The organism is Rhizobium sp. 862_C5_N1_2 (genome assembly GCF_051811205.1).
GTDB classification, from domain to species: domain Bacteria; phylum Pseudomonadota; class Alphaproteobacteria; order Rhizobiales; family Rhizobiaceae; genus Rhizobium; species Rhizobium leguminosarum.
In genome coordinates, this window is the sequence record NZ_JBPWPT010000002.1 from 387,205 (window position 1) to 408,401 (window position 21,197).

The 21,197-nt window shown below is 60.8% G+C and carries 24 protein-coding genes and 1 pseudogene; 14 read left to right on the forward strand and 11 right to left on the reverse strand.

Annotation, left to right across the window (positions count from 1 at the left end):
* Positions 1–15 precede the first annotated feature (15 nt).
* On the reverse strand, positions 16–480 hold the full coding sequence (locus ACD590_RS26120; RefSeq protein WP_003550368.1) for an Lrp/AsnC family transcriptional regulator: 465 nt from the start codon (positions 478–480) through the stop codon (positions 16–18).
* A 126-nt stretch (positions 481–606) separates the two neighbouring features.
* Here ACD590_RS26120 and alr point away from each other — a divergent pair, with 126 nt between their 5' ends.
* The 3 genes from alr to ACD590_RS26135 all read left to right on the forward strand — a co-directional run bounded on the left by alr (position 607) and on the right by ACD590_RS26135 (position 4,123).
* The gene (gene alr, locus ACD590_RS26125; protein ID WP_112907754.1) at positions 607–1,740 is read left to right on the forward strand and encodes an alanine racemase; all 1,134 of its coding nucleotides are present in this window, start codon (positions 607–609) and stop codon (positions 1,738–1,740) included.
* Positions 1,741–1,769: 29 nt separating this feature from the next.
* Complete coding sequence (locus tag ACD590_RS26130; RefSeq protein ID WP_112907753.1) at positions 1,770–3,020, forward strand: D-amino acid dehydrogenase; 1,251 nt, start codon at positions 1,770–1,772, stop codon at positions 3,018–3,020.
* Positions 3,021–3,103: 83 nt separating this feature from the next.
* Positions 3,104–4,123, forward strand: coding sequence for a helix-turn-helix transcriptional regulator (locus ACD590_RS26135; RefSeq protein WP_112907752.1), 1,020 nt, complete (start codon positions 3,104–3,106; stop codon positions 4,121–4,123).
* Between the two features lie 21 nt (positions 4,124–4,144).
* On the opposite strand, the gene ACD590_RS26140 is transcribed toward ACD590_RS26135, so the two are convergent.
* Genes ACD590_RS26140 through ACD590_RS26150 form a run of 3 tightly spaced genes read right to left on the reverse strand, consistent with a single transcriptional unit; the run spans position 4,145 to position 7,757 of the window.
* Positions 4,145–5,305 carry a M20 aminoacylase family protein gene (locus ACD590_RS26140; protein WP_439003692.1) on the reverse strand — a complete coding sequence of 387 codons (1,161 nt, stop codon included), beginning with the start codon at positions 5,303–5,305 and terminating at the stop codon, positions 4,145–4,147.
* On the reverse strand, positions 5,302–6,549 hold the full coding sequence (locus ACD590_RS26145) for a Zn-dependent hydrolase (protein WP_439003693.1): 1,248 nt from the start codon (positions 6,547–6,549) through the stop codon (positions 5,302–5,304). The genes ACD590_RS26140 and ACD590_RS26145 overlap by 4 nt, the downstream gene beginning before the upstream one ends.
* Entirely contained in the window at positions 6,546–7,757 is a 1,212-nt protein-coding gene (locus ACD590_RS26150; protein ID WP_439003694.1) for a diaminopropionate ammonia-lyase, read from the reverse strand. Before ACD590_RS26150 ends, ACD590_RS26145 begins: the two co-directional genes overlap by 4 nt.
* A 105-nt stretch (positions 7,758–7,862) precedes the next feature.
* On the opposite strand from ACD590_RS26150, the gene ACD590_RS26155 reads away from it, so the two are divergent.
* Complete coding sequence (locus ACD590_RS26155) at positions 7,863–8,345, forward strand: Lrp/AsnC family transcriptional regulator (protein WP_283186889.1); 483 nt, start codon at positions 7,863–7,865, stop codon at positions 8,343–8,345.
* A gap of 41 nt (positions 8,346–8,386) precedes the next feature.
* Here the strand turns inward: ACD590_RS26155 and ACD590_RS26160 are convergent, their stop codons facing one another.
* Positions 8,387–9,721, reverse strand: coding sequence for an aspartate aminotransferase family protein (locus ACD590_RS26160; RefSeq protein WP_439003695.1), 1,335 nt, complete (start codon positions 9,719–9,721; stop codon positions 8,387–8,389).
* Between the two features lie 143 nt (positions 9,722–9,864).
* Between ACD590_RS26160 and ACD590_RS26165 the strand changes: the two genes are divergently transcribed.
* A complete protein-coding gene (locus ACD590_RS26165; protein WP_018245416.1) occupies positions 9,865–10,413 on the forward strand; it encodes a cupin domain-containing protein in 549 nt (182 codons plus the stop codon).
* On the opposite strand, the gene ACD590_RS26170 is transcribed toward ACD590_RS26165, so the two are convergent.
* The 5 genes and pseudogenes from ACD590_RS26170 to ACD590_RS26190 form a co-directional block, all read right to left on the reverse strand.
* Positions 10,410–11,192, reverse strand: coding sequence for a pyrroline-5-carboxylate reductase (locus ACD590_RS26170; protein WP_439003696.1), 783 nt, complete (start codon positions 11,190–11,192; stop codon positions 10,410–10,412). The two genes, ACD590_RS26165 and ACD590_RS26170, sit on opposite strands and share 4 nt — an antisense overlap.
* A 216-nt stretch (positions 11,193–11,408) precedes the next feature.
* On the reverse strand, positions 11,409–11,990 hold the full coding sequence (locus ACD590_RS26175; protein WP_018245414.1) for a TadE/TadG family type IV pilus assembly protein: 582 nt from the start codon (positions 11,988–11,990) through the stop codon (positions 11,409–11,411).
* Position 11,991: 1 nt separating this feature from the next.
* Positions 11,992–12,522, reverse strand: coding sequence for a TadE/TadG family type IV pilus assembly protein (locus tag ACD590_RS26180; RefSeq protein WP_018245413.1), 531 nt, complete (start codon positions 12,520–12,522; stop codon positions 11,992–11,994).
* A complete protein-coding gene (locus ACD590_RS26185) occupies positions 12,519–13,880 on the reverse strand; it encodes a TadE/TadG family type IV pilus assembly protein (protein ID WP_439004047.1) in 1,362 nt (453 codons plus the stop codon). The genes ACD590_RS26180 and ACD590_RS26185 overlap by 4 nt, the downstream gene beginning before the upstream one ends.
* A gap of 320 nt (positions 13,881–14,200) precedes the next feature.
* A pseudogene (locus ACD590_RS26190) lies at positions 14,201–14,385 on the reverse strand (DUF892 family protein); the annotation flags it as partial.
* A 181-nt stretch (positions 14,386–14,566) separates the two neighbouring features.
* Between ACD590_RS26190 and ACD590_RS26195 the strand changes: the two are divergent.
* Together ACD590_RS26195 and ACD590_RS26200 are read left to right on the forward strand one after the other, a co-directional pair.
* Complete coding sequence (locus tag ACD590_RS26195; RefSeq protein ID WP_439003697.1) at positions 14,567–14,980, forward strand: hypothetical protein; 414 nt, start codon at positions 14,567–14,569, stop codon at positions 14,978–14,980.
* Between the two features lie 66 nt (positions 14,981–15,046).
* A complete protein-coding gene (locus tag ACD590_RS26200) occupies positions 15,047–15,292 on the forward strand; it encodes a hypothetical protein (RefSeq protein ID WP_018245410.1) in 246 nt (81 codons plus the stop codon).
* 335 nt (positions 15,293–15,627) lie between these two features.
* Here ACD590_RS26200 and ACD590_RS26205 read toward each other — a convergent pair whose 3' ends face one another.
* Positions 15,628–15,981, reverse strand: a complete 354-nt coding sequence (locus tag ACD590_RS26205) for a hypothetical protein (protein WP_018245409.1) — start codon at positions 15,979–15,981, stop codon at positions 15,628–15,630.
* A 91-nt stretch (positions 15,982–16,072) separates the two neighbouring features.
* Here ACD590_RS26205 and ACD590_RS26210 point away from each other — a divergent pair, with 91 nt between their 5' ends.
* The 7 genes from ACD590_RS26210 to ACD590_RS26240 are packed head-to-tail and all read left to right on the forward strand — an operon-like array spanning position 16,073 to position 21,196.
* The gene (locus ACD590_RS26210) at positions 16,073–16,612 is read left to right on the forward strand and encodes a hypothetical protein (RefSeq protein ID WP_439003698.1); all 540 of its coding nucleotides are present in this window, start codon (positions 16,073–16,075) and stop codon (positions 16,610–16,612) included.
* A 3-nt stretch (positions 16,613–16,615) separates the two neighbouring features.
* Positions 16,616–17,278 carry a transglycosylase SLT domain-containing protein gene (locus ACD590_RS26215; protein WP_439003699.1) on the forward strand — a complete coding sequence of 221 codons (663 nt, stop codon included), beginning with the start codon at positions 16,616–16,618 and terminating at the stop codon, positions 17,276–17,278.
* Entirely contained in the window at positions 17,275–17,574 is a 300-nt protein-coding gene (locus ACD590_RS26220; RefSeq protein WP_018245406.1) for a TrbC/VirB2 family protein, read from the forward strand. The genes ACD590_RS26215 and ACD590_RS26220 overlap by 4 nt, the downstream gene beginning before the upstream one ends.
* A 5-nt stretch (positions 17,575–17,579) precedes the next feature.
* On the forward strand, positions 17,580–17,918 hold the full coding sequence (locus ACD590_RS26225) for a type IV secretion system protein VirB3 (protein ID WP_439003700.1): 339 nt from the start codon (positions 17,580–17,582) through the stop codon (positions 17,916–17,918).
* Complete coding sequence (locus ACD590_RS26230) at positions 17,911–20,277, forward strand: VirB4 family type IV secretion/conjugal transfer ATPase (protein WP_439003701.1); 2,367 nt, start codon at positions 17,911–17,913, stop codon at positions 20,275–20,277. Before ACD590_RS26225 ends, ACD590_RS26230 begins: the two co-directional genes overlap by 8 nt.
* Positions 20,277–20,975 (forward strand): P-type DNA transfer protein VirB5, encoded by a 699-nt coding sequence (gene virB5, locus ACD590_RS26235; RefSeq protein WP_439003702.1) that lies wholly within the window; start codon positions 20,277–20,279, stop codon positions 20,973–20,975. Before ACD590_RS26230 ends, virB5 begins: the two co-directional genes overlap by 1 nt.
* Entirely contained in the window at positions 20,972–21,196 is a 225-nt protein-coding gene (locus tag ACD590_RS26240) for an EexN family lipoprotein (protein WP_018245402.1), read from the forward strand. The genes virB5 and ACD590_RS26240 overlap by 4 nt, the downstream gene beginning before the upstream one ends.
* Position 21,197 lies beyond the last annotated feature (1 nt).

A 21,197-nucleotide genomic window follows, 5' to 3' on the forward strand; every position in this document is an offset into this window, starting at 1 on the left:
CTTGGTGATCGCGGCTCAGCGCCTGCCCCTCGTGCGCGTCGCCAGAACATTGCGGATCGAGAAGCTGGAATGAATCCTGAGGACGCCGGGCAAGGTCGAAAGGATCTCTTTGTGGATCCGCTCGAACTCGCCCGCATTAGCAACCTCCACCCGCAGCAGGTAGTCCGAGCCACCCGTCATCAGAAAACATTCCCGGATCTCGGGATGCCGGCGGACCGCCGCCTCGAGGCGATCGAGATAGTCCTCCGTCTGCCGCTCTAGGGTGATGTTGATGATCACGGCGATCATCTCATCTGCATTGCCGGTGTCGACCAGCACCGTATAGCCGCGGATCACGCCTGATTTTTCCATGATCTTGATGCGCCTGAGGCAGGCCGATGGAGAGAGGCCGATCTCGGCGGCGAGCTTGGCGTTGCTCATGCGCGCATCGAGGCGCAGCAGTCTCAGGATATTGCGATCGATGGCGTCGAGAGCGGGCATGAAAGATCGTTCCAAATTTTCGTTGATTATGCGGTTAATAAGCAAATCACACAATAATCGACTGCTGAATGATAGGCAATTTCGCTCATTATTTCATAAACTCCTTGAAATCGAAAAGGGGTGGACATGGATAGCGATATTTTGGCTTCCCGCACACGCATCGCTACGACCGCGCAGGGAGCCACGGGCTATCTGACGATCGATCTTGCCGCCCTCGGCCGCAACTATCGCAAGCTGGTATCGATGCTGGCGCCGGTCCGTGCGGGCGCCGTCGTCAAGGCCGATGCCTATGGCCTCGGCGCCGAGCGGGTCGCGAGAAGGCTCTATGGCGAAGGTTGCAGGCATTTCTTCGTCGCCCAATTTGTCGAGGCCGTGAGGCTCCGGCCGGCCCTTGCGCCGGGCGCCCAGATTTTCGTGCTGAATGGCTTGCAGCCGGGCAACGAGATCGCCTGCGCCGAGATGGGCATCGTCCCGGTTCTCAATTCGCTGGCGCAGTGGCGGCAATGGTCGGCGGCTGCGCGCATTTTGAATCGCTGCCTGCCGGCCGTCCTGCAGTTCGACACAGGCATGTCGCGTCTCGGTTTTCCCAGGGAAGAGCGAGCAGAGCTGGCGGCAGCTCTTCGCGATGGCACCAATGTCGAAATCCTGTTCATCATGAGCCATCTGGCGTCGGCCGATGACATGGACAGCGAACAGAACGGCGAGCAGTTTGCCGAGATGTCCCGTATCGCCGACGAATTTCCGGGCTTTGATATTTCCTTCGCCAATTCCGGCGGCGTTTTCCTGGGCGAGGCCTATCACGGCGTGCTCGCTCGCCCCGGCATTGCGCTTTATGGCGGCGCTCCGAACGCCGGCGAGAAGAACCCGATGGAGCCGGTCGTCAGCCTTGATGTCGCCGTCGTGCAGACGCGCAGCGTGCCGGCGGGTGCTAAGGTCGGCTATGGCGGCGCGCATGTCACGCAACGGGAAACGCGTCTCGCCACCATTGCCGCCGGCTATGCAGATGGCCTGCCGCGGAGCCTCAGCGACTGCGGCGCCGTCTATTTCAACGGCATTCGCCTGCCGATCGTCGGCCGCGTGTCGATGGACAGCGCGACCGTCGACATATCAGCGCTGCCCGAAGGCGCTCTGACCTTCGGTAGCCTTGTCGAAGTACTCGGCCGCCATCAGACGCTCGAGGACATTGCCCGCGACGCCGGCACCATTTCTTACGAAATCCTAACCGGCCTGGGCGATCGTTATCACAGGCAATATCGCTAAGAGCCGGCGGCTCCATCATTGGGAACATCATGAAGGTCATCGTTCTAGGAGCCGGCATCGTCGGCGTCACATCCGCTTATCAACTGGCCAAGGCCGGCCATGACGTCACCGTCGTTGACCGGCAGTCGGGTCCGGCGCTGGAGACGAGCTTTGCCAACGCCGGGGAAGTCTCCTTCGGCTATTGCTCGCCATGGGCAGCGCCCGGCATTCCTATGAAGGCCATGAAGTGGCTGTTCATGAAGCATGCGCCGCTCATCCTGCGCCCGAAGTTAGACATGGCCATGCTCTCCTGGATGGCAAGGATGCTGTCGAACTGCACCTCCGAGCGCTATGCGATCAACAAAAGCCGCATGCTGCGCCTCGCCGATTACAGCCGCATCGCGCTCGCCGAACTTCGCGCGGAGACCGGCATCGTCTATGACGAACGCATGCAGGGAACCCTGCAGCTGTTCCGCACGCAGCAGCAGCTCGAGGCCTCGGCAAAGGATGTCAAAGCGCTGGCTGCCGACGGCATTCCCTATGAGGTGCTGGACCGAGACGGCTGTGTCCGCTTCGAACCGGCGCTCAGGCACGTGCGCGACAAGATTGTCGGCGGTCTGCTGACGCCGAAGGACGAAACAGGCGACTGCTTCAAGTTCACCAATGCGCTGGCTGCCAAGGCCGCGGCGCTCGGCGTCCGCTTCGCTTACGGGACGACCATCAAGGCGCTGGATGTTGAAGCCGGCCGGGTGCGTGGGGTCATCACCGATCGTGAGCGGATGAGCGCGGAGGCGGTGGTGGTCGCCCTCGGCAGCTATTCGCCGCTGCTGCTCAAGCCGCTCGGCATCCGGCTGCCGGTCTATCCCGTCAAGGGCTATTCGCTCACCATCCCGATCACCGATGCGTCGCGCGCGCCGGAATCGACTGTCATGGACGAGACCTACAAGATCGCGATCACCCGGCTCGGCGACCGCATCCGCGTCGGCGGCATGGCTGAAATATCAGGCTATACCAACGATCTCGGCCTGGCCCGCCGCAGCACGCTGGAACATTCGGTTACCGATCTCTTCCCCGGCGGCGATATTTCCAAGGCCTCCTTCTGGTCCGGCCTGCGGCCAATGACGCCTGATGGCACACCGGTCATCGGCCCGACAAAAGTCGCCGGCCTCTTTCTCAATACTGGCCACGGCACACTTGGCTGGACCATGAGCACCGGTTCGGCGCGGCTCATCGGCGACCTCGTCAGCGGCCGCCAGCCGGAAATCGACGCGAGGGATCTCGCAATCAGCCGCTACGTCTGAAACCGCCCGGGTAACGCAAAACAAGATGAGCATGATCGCGCAAATCCATTATCACTTGTGTACATCGTCTTTAGAGGTCCCGAATGTCGGTTAATTCTCATATCCAGAACAATGGCGGCCTCACCCGACAGCTGGCGGCGCAGAACATGTCGTTTCGGGAAACGGCGCACAGCGGAACAGACCCGGACGAGCTCTCAGAGATATTGTCGACACCAAACTCCCCGATCAAGGTTTCGGCGGAAGGCAATATGCCCATAGCATTCCGCTGCAATTTCATCTCCGTCGGAGAGGTAGCAGTTGCCGACTGCACCTATGAAGGCACGGTTCTCGTCAGGCGGGAGGCGCCCTGCGACAGGATGATCGTTTTTCTGCCGATGGAGGGAAACGCATGCTTCGACGGCATGAGGGAGCAAATATATTCGGTTCCCGCTCGTGGCACGATCCTTGAAGCAGGTCGTGCCACAGGTGCTCGCCTGTTTGGCCCCCGCCGTCATTTCGGCCTGTTCATCGATCAGGCAAAGATCATCAGCCACCTCACGCAGATGTTCGAGCGAACGATCAGCGGCGATATCGATTTTCATCCTCACATCGATCTGACGGCCGGCCCCGGGCTTGTATTGCAGCAGCTTGTCTCGAGCCTCCATCGCGGCCTTAGCGGCAACGGGCCGCTGCAACGGTCGCCGCTGGCCGTCGGCTCGCTCTTCGACGCGGCGATCTACCTGCTTCTGGAAAGCTGCCCCAATCGCTATTCGAACCAGCTTGCGCTCCCTGCTCCGGCACCAGCCCCACGCCATGTGAAATGGGCGATCGACTTCATGCAGGAACACATCGCCGAGCCGATTTCGCTCAACGATATCGCGATGGCCGCCAAGGTAAGCGTTCGCACTCTGCAACAGGGTTTTCGGCAGTTCAGGGATACGACCCCGATGGCCTACCTGCATGAACTTCGCATGGCCGCGGCCCATCGCGATTTGCTCGCGTCTGACGCGAAGCAAGGCATTGCCGACGTCGCGCTCAGATGGGGCTTTACGCATCTGGGGCGATTTGCAGCCGAATACAGGAAGCGCTTCGGCCAGCTGCCGTCACAGACCTTGAAGCGCTGAGCGTTCACCCGGTCTCACAGATCAGCCTGTCTGGAGCCGTCGACGAACAATCCCTGCGTGGAAGTTTGCTCCATGCGAGAGGCCGGCGTCGTTGAAGTCATAGGTCGGGTTATGGAGCGGCGGCGAGTGCTCGCCATTGCCCAGGAATACGAAACAGCCCGGCACCCGCGAGAGGAACTGCGCGAAGTCTTCGGATCCGGTCATCGGCTTGCGTGCAATGATGACATTCGAAGCACCGTAGAGATCGCGTGCCACAGTCAGGGCCTCGTCCGTCAAGACAGGGTCGTTCATGAGAGGCACGAATTCCCTGGTGTAGACGACATCGGCCTTGACGTTGTAGGTCATGGCCGTGCCCTCAGCGATCAGACGCATCTGCTTCTCGATCGTCTCGCTGATCTCCGAACGGAAGCTGCGGGCATCGCCCAGAATGCGGGCGAGGCCAGGGAGCGCATTCCTCGTGCCGTCGGTGATCAGTTCCGTGACGGACACGACGCCGATATCGGCCGGATCCAGCCGCCTGGAGACGATGGTCTGCAGGTTGGTCACGAGCGCGCAGGCCGCGACGAGCACCTCGTTGCCCCAGTGCGGTCGTGCGGCATGGCCGCCGACGCCCGTTAGCGTAATCTCGAAATTGTCCTCGGCCGACATGATCTCGTCAGGACGCGTTTGGAAGCTGCCGACGCCGATCCCCGGCATGTTGTGGATGCCGTAAATTTCGTCGAACGGGAATCTTTCGAAGAGCCCGTTGGCGATCATCGCCAGCGCGCCTTTGCCCCATTCTTCGGCCGGTTGGAAGATGAAGTGCACGGTGCCGTCGAAACCGCCTTCACCGGCCAGGATCTTTGCTGCGCCGAGCAGCATCGTGGTGTGGCCGTCGTGACCGCAGGCATGCATGATGCCCGGATTTTGAGACCGGTGCGGGATGTTCGTCTGTTCGTTGATCCGCAGGGCATCCATATCGGCGCGCAGGGCAACGGCGCGATTGCCGCTGCCACGCTTCAGCGTTGCGACGACTCCGGTGCCACCGACGCCCTCGACGACCTCGTCGAGCCCGAATTCCCGCAGCTTGGCGGCGACGAAGGCCGACGTCCGCTGCTCCTCGAAGCCGAACTCGGGGTGAGTGTGAAGATCGTGTCTCCACGCCGTCATTTCCGCATGAAGCGCGTGCCTGTCGATGGTCATGCCGGCAATCCTTCCGTGGCAAGCCGGCGTACGACGTCAAGCAGGATATTCGTGCCTGCGACGAGATCGTCGTCGGCGGTATATTCCTTGGGATTATGGCTGATGCCGCCGATGCTCGGCACGAAGATCATCGCCGACGGGGCGATCCTGGCGATCATCTGCGCATCGTGGCCGGCCCCGGAGGTCATCCGCCGGCAGGCGAGACCGCGGTCCCGCGCCGCCTTTTCGACCAGCCGCACGATCCTCTGATCGAACTTCACAGGCTCGAACCTGGCAAGCCTTTCCATCGATACGCCGACCTGCTCTTCGGCCGATACCCTGTCCAGGAATGTTGCGAGCGCGGCTTCCTCTTCCTTCAGCCGATCCTCGTCCGGGTCGCGGAGATCGACCGTGAACGTCGCCCGCGATGGGATCACATTGATGACATCAGGTTCGAACCGCATGCAGCCGACCGTCGCGACCGTCGGCGTGTTCGATGCGTTCGCCCGGTCGCGCAGGAAGGTGACGACCCGTGCGGCGGCATGGCCCGCGTCTCGGCGCATCGAGATCGGCGTCGTTCCGGCATGATTGGCGTCCCCCATTATAACAACTCTCTGCCAGGAAATGCCTTGCAGATGTTCAACGGCGCCGACGGGAATGCCCTCGCGTTCGAGGATCGGCCCCTGCTCGATATGCAGCTCGATATAGGCATGCGGTCTGAGGAACCCCGGTTGATGCTCGCCGGCATAGCCTATCCGCTCGAGTTCGTCGCCGAGCATCGTTCCATCGGTGCCGATGGTGGCAAGCGCCGTATCGACATCCAGGCCGCCCGCATAGACCAGAGATCCCATCATGTCGGGTGCGTAGCGCACGCCCTCCTCGTTCGTGAAGGCCGCAACGGCGATCGGACGAGATGGCGTCAAGCCTTCTGCCTTAAGCGTTTCGATCACTTCAAGTCCGGAAAGGGTGCCGTAGCAGCCGTCGTAAATGCCGGCGCCGATGACCGTGTCGATATGCGAGCCAAGCATGAGGGGCGCGTTGTCGGTCACGCTATCGGGCTTCCAGATGCCGAAGATATTGCCGATGCGATCGACGGCGACCTCAAGTCCTGCGCCTTCGATCCAGGCGACGAACCGGTCGCGGCCGAGCTTCTCGGTATCGGAAGCCGCCAGCCGGATCAGCCGGCCGTCGGCATCTCGGCCGATCTCGCCGAGCGTCCGGATCCGGCCGAGCAGACGCGCCGCATCGATCGATTGTCCGGTCATGTCAGCGCTCCTTCCCGGTTCTTGGCAGCGACGGCGGCGGGCGGCAGTCCGACGATCTCTTGATATTTGCCCGGATCGGTCGCGCCTTCCGTATTCACCACGAAGATACGGGAGCGGCCGTCGATCGACAGGGCTGCTCTGAGTGCCGGGTCGGCAACGGCCTTCATGGCCCCTGCGAGGCCGACACCGCCGCTTTCGCCGGCGACGACCGCGGGATCACCGGAGACCGGGTGGGCAAGGCGCTTCATGATATCGGTTGCATCTGCCTCGTCCACCGTCATGAAGGCGTCGGCGGCGCGGGAGAGAACCCGCCAAGCGACGAGAGAGGGTTCGTAACATTCGAGCATGGCCATGACGGTCGGTTCGCCATGGGCGATCGTGACCGGACGTCCGGCGCGCGCCGTCTCGAACAGGCATGCAGCGCGGGCGGGATCGACGACCGTGAAGAGGGGACGACGTTCGCCGAGTGCAATTGCCAGGTGGCCGGCCACCGCTGCGGCAATTCCCCCGACGCCGGACTGGATGAACACATGGGTCGGCGGCTCCGGCATCTGGCTGAGAGCTTCCCTGACGAGGGCGGTATAGCCTTGCATCACCAGACCGGGGATCCGCTCATAGCCCGTCCAGGACGTATCCGAAACGATGATCCAGCCGTTCGCCTCGGCCACGCGGGCCGCCTCCCGGACGGAGTCGTCATAGGTTCCCTGGACACGGATCATCTTGGCGCCGAGGCGGGCGATGGCGGCGACGCGTTCGTCGCTGACGCCTGAGTGTACGAAGATAGCGGCGCGCGCACCGACCAGCTGCGCGCCTTGGGCCACCGAACGGCCATGGTTGCCGTCGGTCGCGCAGGCGACCGTCATCGCCTGCGCGACGGCGCTGGTATCAGGCGAATGCAGCTCCGCCATGTCGACGACGCGGCCGAGCCGCTGCTCGGCCTGTTCGAGGACAAGGCGGATCACCGCATAGGCTCCCCCGAGCGCCTTGAAACTTCCAAGCCCGAGGCGATGGCCTTCGTCCTTGACGTGGATCGCGGCGACGCCGATTTCGCTCGCCAATCCGGGCAAATCCACGAGCGGCGTTTCCCTATGGTCCTTCCGGGAAGCGAGGTGGCGTTCCACCTCCATAGCGGCGGAGGCGTCGAGCGTTTTCTCATCTCTCGAGTCAAGTGCCAGACGATAGTCCGCTGTGGTGTTCAAAAGAAACATCGCGCACCTTTATGTGTGGTTTCGCTGAACTCTATTGCAGCACATACGAAAAAGGCGCTGATATTTGACCGTTCATTTGCAATTTTGTTTCATTGGAGCATCGATTTGCGCAACCCCGTTCACCAGCCGCATCTCGACGATTTCGACCGGAAGATCCTCGCAATTCTCCAGCGGGACAATATGACCCCGCAGCGAACGATCGGCGATGCGGTGAACCTTTCCGCGCCGGCCGTTCAGCGACGGATCAAGCGCATGCGGGAGGAGGGGGTCATCCAGGCGGATGTTTCGATCATCGAGCCGCAGGCGGTTGGACAATCCATCACGATCTTCGTCGAGGTGGAGGTCATCAGCGAAACCGCCGAGCAGATCGAGCAGGCAAAGAGTGAGTTCGCGGCCGCAGCCGAAATCCAGCAATGTTACTACGTCACCGGCGAAGCTGATTTCATTCTGGTCATCATCGTGCCGTCGATGGCCGACTACGAGGCTCTGACGCGCAGGCTGTTCTTCGGCAACAACAACGTCAAACGCTTCCGGACCTTCGTCGCGATGGATCGGGTCAAGGTCGGGCTTGGCGTGCCAGTGGGATAGGAGGATGCGGCGGCTGGTTTACCGCCGCATCGGGAGCGGGCCTATGCGGCGCGCTTCAGCGCATCACCGAGTGTCGAAACAATCGTGTCGATCTGGGTTTTCTCGATAATGAGCGGGGGGGAGAGGGCGATAATGTCGCCGGTCACCCGGATCAGCAGGCCCTTGTTGAAGCAGTCGACGAAGATTTCGTAGGCGCGGGTTCCCGGCGCGCCGTCACGAGGAGCCAGTTCGACTGCGCCGACCAGTCCGAGATTGCGGATGTCGACGACATGAGGCAGGCCTTTCAGTGAATGGAGCGCGTCCTGCCAGTACTCGGCCAAATCGGCTGCGCGGGTCAGCAGGCCTTCCTCCTCGTAGATCTCCAGAGTAGCGAGCCCGGCGGCGCAGGCGACCGGATGGCCGGAATAGGTGTAGCCATGGAAGAGTTCGATCGCGTTATCAGGTCCGACCATCAGCCCGTCATAGACCTTGCGGCTGGCAAAGACCGCGCCCATCGGGATCGTGCCGTTGGTGATGCCTTTTGCCGTGGTGATCAGGTCGGGCACGACGCCGAAGTAGTCGGTCGCGAAAGGGGTGCCGAGACGCCCGAAGCCGGTGATGACCTCGTCGAATATCAGCAGAACGCCGTGCTTGTCTGCAGTCGCGCGCAGCTTTTCCAGATAGCCCTTCGCAGGCAGAACGACGCCTGCCGATCCCGACATCGGCTCGACGATGACGGCTGCGATGGTTTCGGCGCCGTGCAGCTGCACCAGGCGCTCGAGATCGTCCGCCAGCTCCACGCCGTGAGGGGGAAGGCCCTTTGAAAATGCATTGCGCCCAATGTCGAGCGTATGGCGCATATGGTCGGCCGGTATTTGCGGGAAGACCCGCCGGTTGTTGACGAGACCGCCGACGGAAATGCCGCCGAACCCGACGCCATGATATCCCTTCTCACGCCCGATGATCCGCGTGCGGGTGCCCTGGCCGATCGCCCGCTGATAGGCGATGGCGATCTTGAGCGCCGTATCGACCGATTCCGAACCTGAGCCGGTGAAGAAGATCCTGTCGAGCTTGGCTTGCGGGCCGCCCGGCGCGTTCGCAGCCAGCTTCGAGGCGAAGTCGAAGGCGATCGGATGCCCCATCTGAAAGGTCGGCGCATAATCCAGCGTTGCAAGCTGTCGTTCGACGGCTTGGGCGATCTTCTTGCGGCCGTGGCCGGCATTGCAGCACCAGAGGCCGGCCGTGCCGTCAAGCACCTGATTTCCATCGATGTCGGTGTAATACATGCCCTCTGCGGCTGCCAGAAGGCGCGGCGTGGCCTTGAATTGCCGGTTCGCGGTGAACGGCATCCAGAAATTTTCGAGTACGGGCGCGTTCGTTTTGCTGATCTGGTCCATCCTGACCTCCTTTGGGATGGCGCCGAGAATGGTAATTTCTCCGTTTCAAACAAGTCCTTTTCTTTGTCTGTGCAAGCCATTGAAATCCAATGAATGGAAAGGTATGATTTTGGATATTCTGGACAACACAAACGAACCGCATCATGTCAGTCGATATCGGCAACCGCCTTCGCCATCTCCGCATCGCCCATAAGCTTTCCCAGCGCGAGCTCGCCAAGCGCACCGGAGTGCCCAATTCGACGATCTCGCTGATCGAATCGAACGCCTCCAATCCCTCGGTCGGGGCCTTGAAGCGAATTCTAGACGGCATCCCCATCGGCCTGGCGGAGTTCTTCGCCTTCGAGCCCGAGCGTCCAAGGAAGGCCTTTTATGCGGCCGAGGAACTGGTGGAGATCGGCAAGGGCGCCATCTCCTACAGGCAGGTTGGGGAAAACCTGTTCGGGCGCAGCTTGCAAATCCTCAAGGAATGCTACCAGCCGGGCGCCGACACCGGAAAGGTTCCCCTTGTTCACGAGGGCGAAGAGGGCGGGATCGTGCTCTCGGGAAGGCTCGAGGTGACGGTCGATGACGAGCGGCGGATCCTCGGGCCGGGTGACGCCTACTATTTCGAAAGCAGGCGCCCTCATCGCTTCCGCTGCGTCGGACCGGTGCCCTGCGAGGTCATCAGCGCCTGTACGCCGCCGACTTTCTAGTTCTTGCCCTCGATGCGGGCAAGCACGCCGTCGAGTGCAGCGGTCAGTGCGGCAAGGCCGCCCTTCTTCTCGAAGTCTGAGAAGACCTGCTCGTTCAGTCCGCCCTTGGTCGCGAATTCGCGGCTCAGCGCGCTGAACGGTTCGTTGCCGGGGCTGTTCGCTTTCTGCGCGAGGCTTGCAAAGAGCGGGGCAATGTAGGCCTGTCCCTTCGCCTTTTCGAGGCCGCTTCTTTCCAGCCAGACGGCAACCTGCTCCATGATGACGAAATAGGTCGACATCATTGCGCTCGCTGCCGCGAGAAGATCATATTCCTTCCTCGACTGGCATTGGACAGCCGTTCCGAGCGCATCGAAAAGCGCTGCGACGGCGGTATCGGGCGGATAGATGGCAGTGACGCCTTGCCGGCCGGCGACGAAGGGCAGGGGAATCGCCTGCACCAGATGCACGTCGGCGCCGATCCATTCGGAGAGGGCCTGGCGCTCCGTCGCCGCAACGAGACTGACGACCATTTGGCCATCCCTGAACGATAGCGCGCGCACGACCTCCTCGGCGACCTGCGGCCGTATCGCCAGGAACACCATGTCGCTGCGTTCGACGACGTCCTGATTGTCCTTGGCAATTCTGACGGCGGTGAATTCGTCTGCCAGCGTCGCGGCGATGTGAGCGCTTCGTGGAGACACGTGAATCTCGGAGGCATAGGCCGGCTCAGTGAGAAGCCCGCGAACCATCGCTTCGGTAATCGCGCCGGTTCCGACGAATCCGATGCTGTCGATTTTCATTTGACTACTCCGCAGCCCGCAGCCGGCCCAACGCGACATCACTACGCCAAACCAGATTGCCTCCAACACGACGAAGGCAGAGTTTGCCGTCTTCACCCAACTCCCCCCACGACTATGCACCCAGCAAGCTTTAGGTCAATGCCGTCCGCCGTAGCTGTGTGGCGGATGTTGGGAACGATCGGCCCGCAGAGGACGAAATCCGACAGACTCTGGAGCTTACTTGTAAGTGATCTTGTCGCCGACCCTCGGGCGATTGAAGTAATGGCGATCGAAGCTGTAGCCATTCTGTCCGGTGAAGTTTGAAAAGAACGCCGAGACCGGCGTCGTCAATGTGTACTGCACCCTGGTCAGCACCACCTGTACGCCGTCATCCTGGATCTCCGAAGGGACCTCGATCGTGCTCGCCGTGCCGGAGTTCAGTGCGGAGGTGTTGAGTGCTGCAGACCAGTTGACCGTGGCGCTGCCGCTCTTGGCGATATCGTCCACCGCGACGGTGATCGTGAGCCCTGTCGTCTCATAGGGCTGCAGGATGAAGCTGGCGCCGGAGAGAAGCTTGGCGACATCGGACTTCGTCCAGGAGCCCTGCTGTGAAATCATGTCGCCTGTGGAAGAGGCGATCTCGTCGATCTTTCGGCTGACCGTGAGCGCATGGCCGAGATCGACGGTGCCGAACAGGAGCATCACCAGGATCGGCAGCACCAGCGCGAATTCCACGCCCGAAGCCGCCGACCGGTCGCGCATGAGATGACGGGCGCGGGATTGGGCGAGGCGGAAAAGGGACTGGCTCCGTTTCATCATGTCAGAAAGGCTCGTTGCGGAAGAGAACGGAAGATCCGAGTAGGTAGCGGCCGTCGGAAAGCTTGGCGCTCGACAGGCTGAAAAAATTGACGACGGCTGTCCATGGCAGGAACGTCTGAACCAGGATGTAGTCGCTGCCCTTGCCGATATCATAGGTCTCGGTCACAGTGAGATTGCCGCTGTCATCGATGGGGTCCGTGCTGGCGGCGGACGAGAGGTCGGAAAGCACGATCACCTTGACCAGGAGACCGCTGGAGCAGCTGAACGAGAGAAGCATGTCGTTGCAAATCCTGGCTTTGAAATCGGCCAGCGTAATCTTCGAAGATGCAACCTCGCCGGTGCGGATCATCCGGGAGATCTTGTGAACCGAAGCGTCCAGCGCCGAGTTGACGAAGAACATCAGCGACACTTCGATAATGCCGAAAATCATGATGAAGAGCGGCAGAGCCAGGATCGCAAATTCGATCGCAGCGACCCCTTTGCGATCGCCAAGCAGCCGGCGCAGCGATGCGAAGCGTTTCCCTCGTCTCATTGGGTCAGCCGGACGGATGCGAGATATTGGGTGAATAGCGCCGACAGGCCTGCCGTGATCTCGGCCGACGACGAGGCTGAGAGGAACAAGCTCTTGGACGATGCGCAGTCGGAAAGCGCATAGGGGATGTAGTCGCGCCTTGTGATGCTGGTCGACACGCCGCTTTGCATGGTACCACCATAGGTGCCCTTCCAGTTGGCGCTTGCCATGGTCGAGCCCACAGTGGCGTTGTAGCCCCAATCCGAAGTGAGCGGGAGGTATTCGGTGTAGAGAACCGCCATGGTGGCGGACTGGTTTTTGACGTAGGCGCACCAGTCCGGATTGAGAGGCGCCACCTTGTTCCAGTATGCCCCGGAGATTGCCTTGTTGTTCGACCATGTCACCTTGTCGGTCACCCATTCGCGCTGCGACTGGACGCCGTCCGTCAGCAAGAGAACCAGCTTGAGCGGCGAGTTTGAGGAGGTTCCGTCCCCGCCGGTCCCGACCTTCTGCTTGAGCGTTGCAAGCGACACGTCAAAATAGGTGGCTGCCTTCGAGGTCGCGCTGGTGAGGCCGTAGCTTGAGGTTGTGAGGCGGTTGCGCGCCGTGTCCGTGCTCAGCGTCGGGGCGAGAACTTCCGTGAGGGTATCGCCGAGGCTGTATAGTCCCACCTTGATGCGTTGATGATTGCTGTCGGACGTGTCGATCAAGGCAAGCACGTCCTTGACGGCGTCACCGGCGACATCGGCGCGCAGCTTTATATTCTTGGCCGTGCTGTATTCGTAATTATTGGCGTATTTCGTCTTGCCGACAGTGTGCGCATCGCCCGTGTGGCAGGCGAACTGGCAGCCGATGCCGGAATACATGGTCGACTGGCCGGCCGTTGTTGCTGCCAGAAGCATCGACGGCGATGTGTCGATGACGATGTAGACATTGAGATAGGAGGTGGCCGGCCCCTTGACGGCGCTTGCCACGCTGACGTCAACAGTGTCGATGTTGGCGATCTTCATCAGCGTCGTCGGAACCGTGCCGCTCGCCGTCGCCGTGATCTTATGGTTTGACGTATCGATGTCGATGTCGCCAAGCGCATAGCTGTTTTCGACCTGCGCGTGGAACCAGTCGGAAACCTTTTGCTTGAGAGCGACGGCGTCGTCGGTATCGATCTCTTTGACTGCGGCGATCAAGGCCGTGTCCAGGTCGCTCTGCATCCTCTGGCGGACATTGTAGGTACGAATGTAGTCAAAGCTCGCGCCGACTGCGACGATCATCGGCACCAGAGTGAGGGCAACGACGATCGCGACATTGCCGCCCCTGTCCCTTCCGAGACCGCGAAGGGTTTTGAAGACACGATCAGCTGAATATGAGAGACCCGAGAGCAAAAAGACCACCGTCAATAAGTCATACTAATGTGCAAGAAGTATCAAAATTGCTTAAGTCTTTGTTAATTCCTGTGTTTTCCGATGGAATGCGGACTGCAGAGGCAATGTTTCGTGCGCAAATTGTATATGTCTGCGAATTTTGGATAGCCGTGGAATGACATAACTCTCATTCATGATTGCGCGGATCCGCATGCGTGAGTGAAGCCGGAAGCGGGACACCCCCGGCGCCATCCGCGACTTGGCGGGTTCGTTCGACAGAATGAGCTATCCAATCATGGAGATCAGCGCCTTGGCGGCAGTTTTCTGCTCTTTCTCGGGCTGAAGACCTGCACAAGACCTTCGATCTGGCCTTGGGTTTCGTCGCGCTGCAGCAGGAAGCCTGCCTTGCCCTCGTCCGACAGGGCGGTGCGCCATCTTCGGTAGGACCTTCAGGATTTGATTTCCGCGAAATAGATGGGCTTCAGGTATCAAGGAAAAGTTCGTTGGGAGTTTTCGTGGTTGCCAACTTGCCTCCTGTTACTGGCCAATGAAGCCGCCCAGCGCGGCAACAGTTCACTTTCTCAGACTACGCCGAACTGGTCGGGAAGCTCACGTAACGCTCGCTTCGTCGGACACTTTGCAAAGGGCTTGCCCTCCTAGGGCGCAACTCCATTTTTACCCGAGAACCAAATGCCAGGAGGACAACCATGCCACCTCGCAAGTCCGCTAAATCTGTTACGCTCGAAGCCGCCGGCCTGAAAATCGGCAGCCCGGTACTAAAGGGCATCGTGAATACTGCGACGGGAGAAGTCGGCGCCGCTGTCCAGCCCGCTTATGATCCTGGCGAAGAATTCGCAGCCGTTCGCAAGCAGCTCGAAACGTTGCAGAAGCAGGTGTCGGATGCTGCCCAGTCTATCAAGAGTGGCGCGCGGAAAGCTGCCAGGCAGACAGAGGCGACGGTGAAGTTGTATCCTGTTTCGACGATGATTGCGGTCGCAGCCGCCGTCGGGGCGATCGCCTTCGCAATAGCAGGGTCCCGCTCGGCGCCGCCCCGCTCGCGTTACGACCGCGCGCTCGACGAGATGCGCGATCTTTACGACAGGGTACGAGATCGGATCTAGGTCGTTTCGGGATTGCGAATAAGGTGATTCTCCGCCACGCTTGACCTGCAAGCGAGGGGAAAACGCATGCTCGACATGATCATCAAGAATAGTCTCGAGGTCGTTGATCGCACCGAACGCGTGATTGATGCGGCGAGGCGACTTCTGGGAGCAGGACTCGACGAGGTCGAAGCCTATCGGCTTCACGTTGAAATCGAAAAGTTGACGGACGTCGTCTTTGTCATGGACGAGGCTGCCCGGCTTCTGCGACGGACCTTCGAGCTTCGGCCAGAAATTGCCCGCTACGCCATGGTGAATTGGACGATCCACTGAGGGTTGAACCCCTCGGATGAGGGCAGGAACAGGCGCGCCTCACGCGGGTGAGGTGCCCCCGCAAGCCTTCGTTTTTCTGTTCAGTCGGGCGCCGCCTTTATGCAATTGGAACGCCTCCCCAACGGCAGGATTCTTTCCCTTTATGAGGAAGACGGGCGCCTGAGATGGCTGGATTGCCATCCGATCAAACGGTGCCTCGGCAGGAAAGGGATGATCCATCGCCTTCCATTCTTCAGCTGGCATCGATCGACCGCCACCATGGGTCGCTACAGGCGTGCGCTGATATCTTGAGCGACGGACATGTGGCGACAAAAAACGTCACTTAAATCCGTCATTCATCCGGCTCCGAATGAGCTCAGTTTCTCCAGAAGCGCTTGTGAAATCTCGAACTGGCGCGCCGTTCCACGACCCATCGAGTTCTTCACGATCGTCTCGTCGAGCATCCCCCGTTTCACCAAGAGATCTACCGTCTCCTTGACGCCGGTGCGTGTCAGAGCGGTAATTTCCATGATACTGGAAAGGGTTAACTTCTGGTGTGCCTGGTTCATGCTGTAGAGGACAGTCATCATGCCGACCTGTTTCAGCCTTGCCTGAGGGGTCTCGTCTTCGAGGGGATGATCGAGGATTTCGTGCAGGATGAGACCTGAGAAAGCCAGATTACGCCATTGGGTTTCGAGTGCTCTTGTCATACCATTTTACTGTGTTATATAAATCAGTATAGATTGTTCTACAGGCAAGCCACCTCTTCCGCAACCGGATGTCCTCTGGAGGGTCGTGCTCATGAAAAACCTTCTCGTCAACTCGGTCGTCGCGGCCTGCTGCCTGGCGCCACCCTACCTTACTTCACCTGGCAAGGCGCAAGCAAATGAGTGGGGCTGCGAGGTTATCCTGTGCCTTTCCAACCCCGGAGGCCCAACGCAGTTCGCGGCATGCCGGCCGTCGATCCAGAAACTGTGGCGTGAGCTTGCCGAGGGGCATTCCTTCCCGGCATGCAGCGGCGCCACCTTCCACAGTTCGCGCCCGGGCTATGAGCCCTATTACTGCGAAACCGGATACCGGCTGAAGACCGATTATGGTCCGCGCGGGCAAGAAACCATCTGCGTGTCGGCGGCCCTCCAGCCAGTGAGCGACGCGTTATGCCCCAATGTCGGTGAGAGCCGCAGTTCCGGCAACGGCTCGGTTCTGTCCCCGCGATGGCAACGGTCGGATGGAGGACGCAGATGCATGGGCTACCCGACGGCCCGCCCGAAGGTGAGATCGCAGCCCCACTATGTCGACGTGACGACCGATGGGATGGCGACGCAACGGGTCTGGTACTGATCGATGGCCGTCACTTTCATGGATCTCGCCCAGGATTGCGCGCCCATGGTGGAGGTCAGGGCGCTCGCCGCCGTCATCAGTCTCGAAAGTGGTTTCAAGCCTTTCGCCATTCGCATCAACAGCGGCCCGCCGCTTGAGAGTCAACCCGCATCAAAGGCTGAGGCAATTGAACTCGCGACCTCCCTCGTTGCCGATCGTCAGGACATACAGATCGGTCTTGGCGGCATTGGCGAGGCGGAACTGCGCAGGCTCAAGTTATCGATTTCGGATGCGTTCGATCCCTGTATGAACCTCAAGGCGACGGCCACACTGCTCGACGGCTATTATCGCCTTGCCTTGCGTTTCGGCGCCGATGCGAAGCAGGCCGAAACAGTGATGCTTCAGTCCTATTACGGGCGTGACGATCCGTCTGTTGGCAAGCTGGTCAGATATGACGAGCAGGTCCGCCAGGAAATGGGGCGACTGCCTGCCAGCCTGGCGTCTCTCGCCATCGCCGAGCCGCGTGACGAAGCGCCTCGCGCCGAGCCGTCACCCAGCCGGGAGGCGTCCGCGGCCGAACAATTCGCTACCCGATCCGGTGAAGCCGCATCGTGGGACGTCTTCAACGCCCGGCGGTCATCCCAGGTTCTCGTGTTTCAAAAAACTCGATCGGAGCAAAGCCAATGATCTCGAAAGCAAACCTTCGCCCTGTGGCGGCCCCTCTCCTGATGGCCGCAGCCATCGTCGCCTGCCTGGTGGAGCCTGCCTTTGCCCAGGCAGCCGGCGTCGAAACCGTCCTGCAGAACATCGTCGACATGCTGACCGGCAACATCGCCCGGCTGCTCGCGGTCATCGCCGTCATCATCATCTGCATCGCCTGGATGTTCGGCTACATGGATCTGCGCCGCGCCGGCTTCTGGATCATCGGCATCGGCGGGATTTTCGGTGCGACGGAACTCGTCAACACGATCGTCGGAAGCTGATCATCATGCCGACCACCGCCGCCATCGAGGAAGACACCCTGTTCCTTGCCTGCACCCGCCCGGCGATGATCGCCGGCGTGACGATGGAGGCGATGGGCATGAACGTCATGCTGACGACGATCCTCTACATCACCGCTGGCTCGATCGCCTACGCGCTTGTCGGCGTCGTCTTCCATTTCATATTCCGAACGCTCGTCAAGCACGACCACAACATGTTCCGGATCCTGATCTCGTGGATCGAGACCCGCGGCCGGTCGCGCAACGCCGCCTATTGGGGCGGCGCCACCCTCTCGCCCCTGACGCTCATCAGGCGCTATGACGAAAGGGATCTGAGCCTTGCCTAAAATCGCAACGCTTCGCTCGCGCGAACTCGGGCCCGAGACCTTCATTCCGCACGTCCGTCATGTCGATGAGACGATGATTGCCCTCGAATCCAGGGCGCTGATGGTGATGCTCGCGCTCGAAGGCATATCCTTCGAGACCGCCGATGTCCTGGATCTCAACAGTCTGCACCGTGATCTCAATACGCTCTACCGCAACATCGCCGATGAGCGCCTGGCGCTCTGGACGCATGTCATTCGTCGTCGCGATAACGCCTATCCGGAGGGAGAGTTCGCCAATTCTTTCTCGCAAGGGCTGAATGCGCGCTACCGCGACCGCATGGTCGCAGAGGATCTTTTTCGAAACGATCTTTACCTCTCGCTGGTCTGGCATCCGGGCCGGGATCCCGCCGAAGAAGCCGCCAGGCTGCTTTCACGCCTGCGCAGGGCGCGCCGCGCCGGCATCGAACTCGACGAGGACGCCTTGAAGCACCTCCGCGACAAGCTATCCGACGTGACCGCCGGGCTGAAACGCTTCGAGCCCCGGGTGCTCTCCCTCTACGAGCAGGACGACATTCTCTTCTCCGAGCCGAGCGAGGTCCTGCATCAGATCGTCGGCGGCCGGCGGGAGCGCGTTCCGCTGACGGAGGGCCGGATATCCTCGGCGATCTATTCGGATCGGGTGATCTTCGGGCGTGAGACGATCGAGATCCGTCATGAGGCCGAAAGCCGCTATGCCGGCCTATTCGGGTTCAAGGAATATCCGGCGACGACCCGCAGCGGCATGCTCGACGGCATCCTGACGGCGCCGTTCGAGCTCATCCTGACGCAGTCTTTTGCCTTCGTCTCGAAAGCCGATGCGCGCACGATCATGGGTCGCAAACAAAACCAGATGGTCAGCGCTGGCGACAAGGCGGCGTCGCAGATCGAAGAGCTTGGCGATGCCATGGACGAGCTGGAGTCGAACCGCTTTGTCCTTGGAGAGCACCATCTGGCGCTGTCGGTCTTTGCGCCTTCGGTGAAGGAGCTTGCCGACCACATGGCGAAAGCACGCGCCTATCTCACCAACGGCGGGGCGGTCGTCGCCCGCGAGGATCTTGGCCTTGAAGCGGCATGGTGGGGGCAATTGCCGGGCAATTTCCGCTATCGCGCAAGATCGGGCGCCGTCACGTCGCGAAATTTTGCAGCGCTCGCCCCCTATCATTCCTACCCCACCGGCAAGAAAGACGGCAATGAATGGGGACCGGCCGTCGCCATGCTGAAGACTGCCTCCGGCTCGCCCTTCTATTTCAATTTCCACCATAGCGACCTCGGCAACACCTTCGTCTGCGGCCCGTCCGGCTCCGGCAAAACGGTGCTCTTGAACTTCATGCTCTCCCAGCTCGAAAAACATGATCCCCACATGGTCTTCTTCGACAAGGACCGCGGAGCCGATCTGTTCGTCCGGGCGGCAGGCGGCACCTACCTGCCGCTTCGAAACGGCGTTGCCACCGGCTGCGCGCCGTTGAAGGCACTTGAACTGACGCCTGAGAACAGAGTTTTCCTTGCCCGCTGGGTCGGCCAGCTGGTCGGGTCGGCGAAGCGTGAACTGACGGTCTTGGAGCTGCGCGACATCGCCTCTGCCATCGATGGCCTGGCGGACCTGCCGGTGGAAAGGCGCTCGATCGGCGCCTTGCGCACCTTCCTCAACAACACCGATCCCGAAGGCATTGCCTCAAGGCTCAGGCGTTGGGAGAGGGGAGGACCGCTTGGCTGGGTGTTCGACAATGAGAGCGACGACATCGGGATCGGCGCCAAGTTCATTGGCTACGACATGACTGACTTCCTCGACAATGAGGAAATCCGCACCCCGTTGATGGCCTATCTGTTCTTCCGCATCGAGCAGCTGATCGACGGGCGCCGGATCATCATCGTCATTGACGAGTTCTGGAAGGCTTTGCAGGACGAGGGCTTTCGCGATCTCGCGCAGAACAAGCTGAAGACGATCCGCAAACAGAACGGGCTGATGTTGTTTGCGACCCAAAGCCCGCGCGATGCGATCGTCTCGCCGATTGCCCACACGATCATCGAGCAGTGCCCGACGCAGATCTTCCTTCCCAACCCGCGCGGCGACCATGGCGATTACGTCGACGGGTTCAAATTGACGGAGCGCGAGTTCGAGCTTGTCTCCCGCGAGCTTTCGGTCGAAAGCCGCCGCTTCATCGTCAAGCAGGGCCACAACAGCGTCGTCGCCGAATTGAACCTCAGGGGCTTCGACGACGAGCTCGATATTCTGTCCGGCCGCACCGCCAACATCGAACTCGCCGAGGCGATCCGGGCGCAGGTTGGCGACCGTCTCGAAGACTGGCTGCCATTGTTTCAGCAAAGAAGGAGGACGGGTTGATGGAAAGGCTCAAAACAGGGTTTGCTCTGGTGTTGATGGCGGCACTCGTGCCTGTTGGAACGGTGTCGGCACAGGGCATTCCGGTGATCGACGAGACGGCGATCGCCAAGCAGATCGAGAGCATCACCCAGCTGAAATCCCAGCTGGACACGCTCAATCAGCAGCTTCAACAGGCCCAGCAGCTCTATGCATCGCTGAACAAGGTCACCAATATGGCCGATGTCGCCGGTCTGCTGAACGATCCCTCGATCCGCAAGGCATTGCCGCAGGATTTCAATGCCATCGAAGGGCTGCTCAAGGGCAAGGACACCGGTGTCCTCGGCAATTCCGCCTCGAAATTCCTTGATGATAATTCCACCTATCGCACCAGCGCCAATGATTTCTATGCGCAGGAACTGGCGCGCGCCCAGAACCAGAATGCCGGCCAGATGAGCCTCGGCCAGCAGATCTACGATGCCGCCACCAAGCGCATCGACGGTATCGATCAGCTGCGCCAGCAGATCTCCAGCGCCGCGGATGCCAAGGATATCGCCGATCTTCAGGCACGCCTGCAGGCTGAAACCGCGTTTCTGCAAACCGACGTGCTGCGCATGCAGGCCCTGCAGATGGTCCAGCAGGCACAGGTTCAGGTCGACGACCAGCGCAAGGCCGAGGACTGGCGAAAGCGCCTGGATGCCATGGGGGAGGCGCTTAAATGAAACTTCTCCTTCTTGGCATCTTCACACTCACCCTTTCCGGCTGCTTCGGCCAGGGAGACAGGATTTATACCGTCGACGAGCTGATGGCTGATGAGGCCCTGCTGGCGAAGATCACAAGTGAATGCCGCAACAACCCCGGCACCCTCCGCCAGACGCCGAATTGCCAGAACGCGGAGGCGGCGCACTGGAAGCTGTGGCTCCGCACTACGCCTGGAGGCTGAG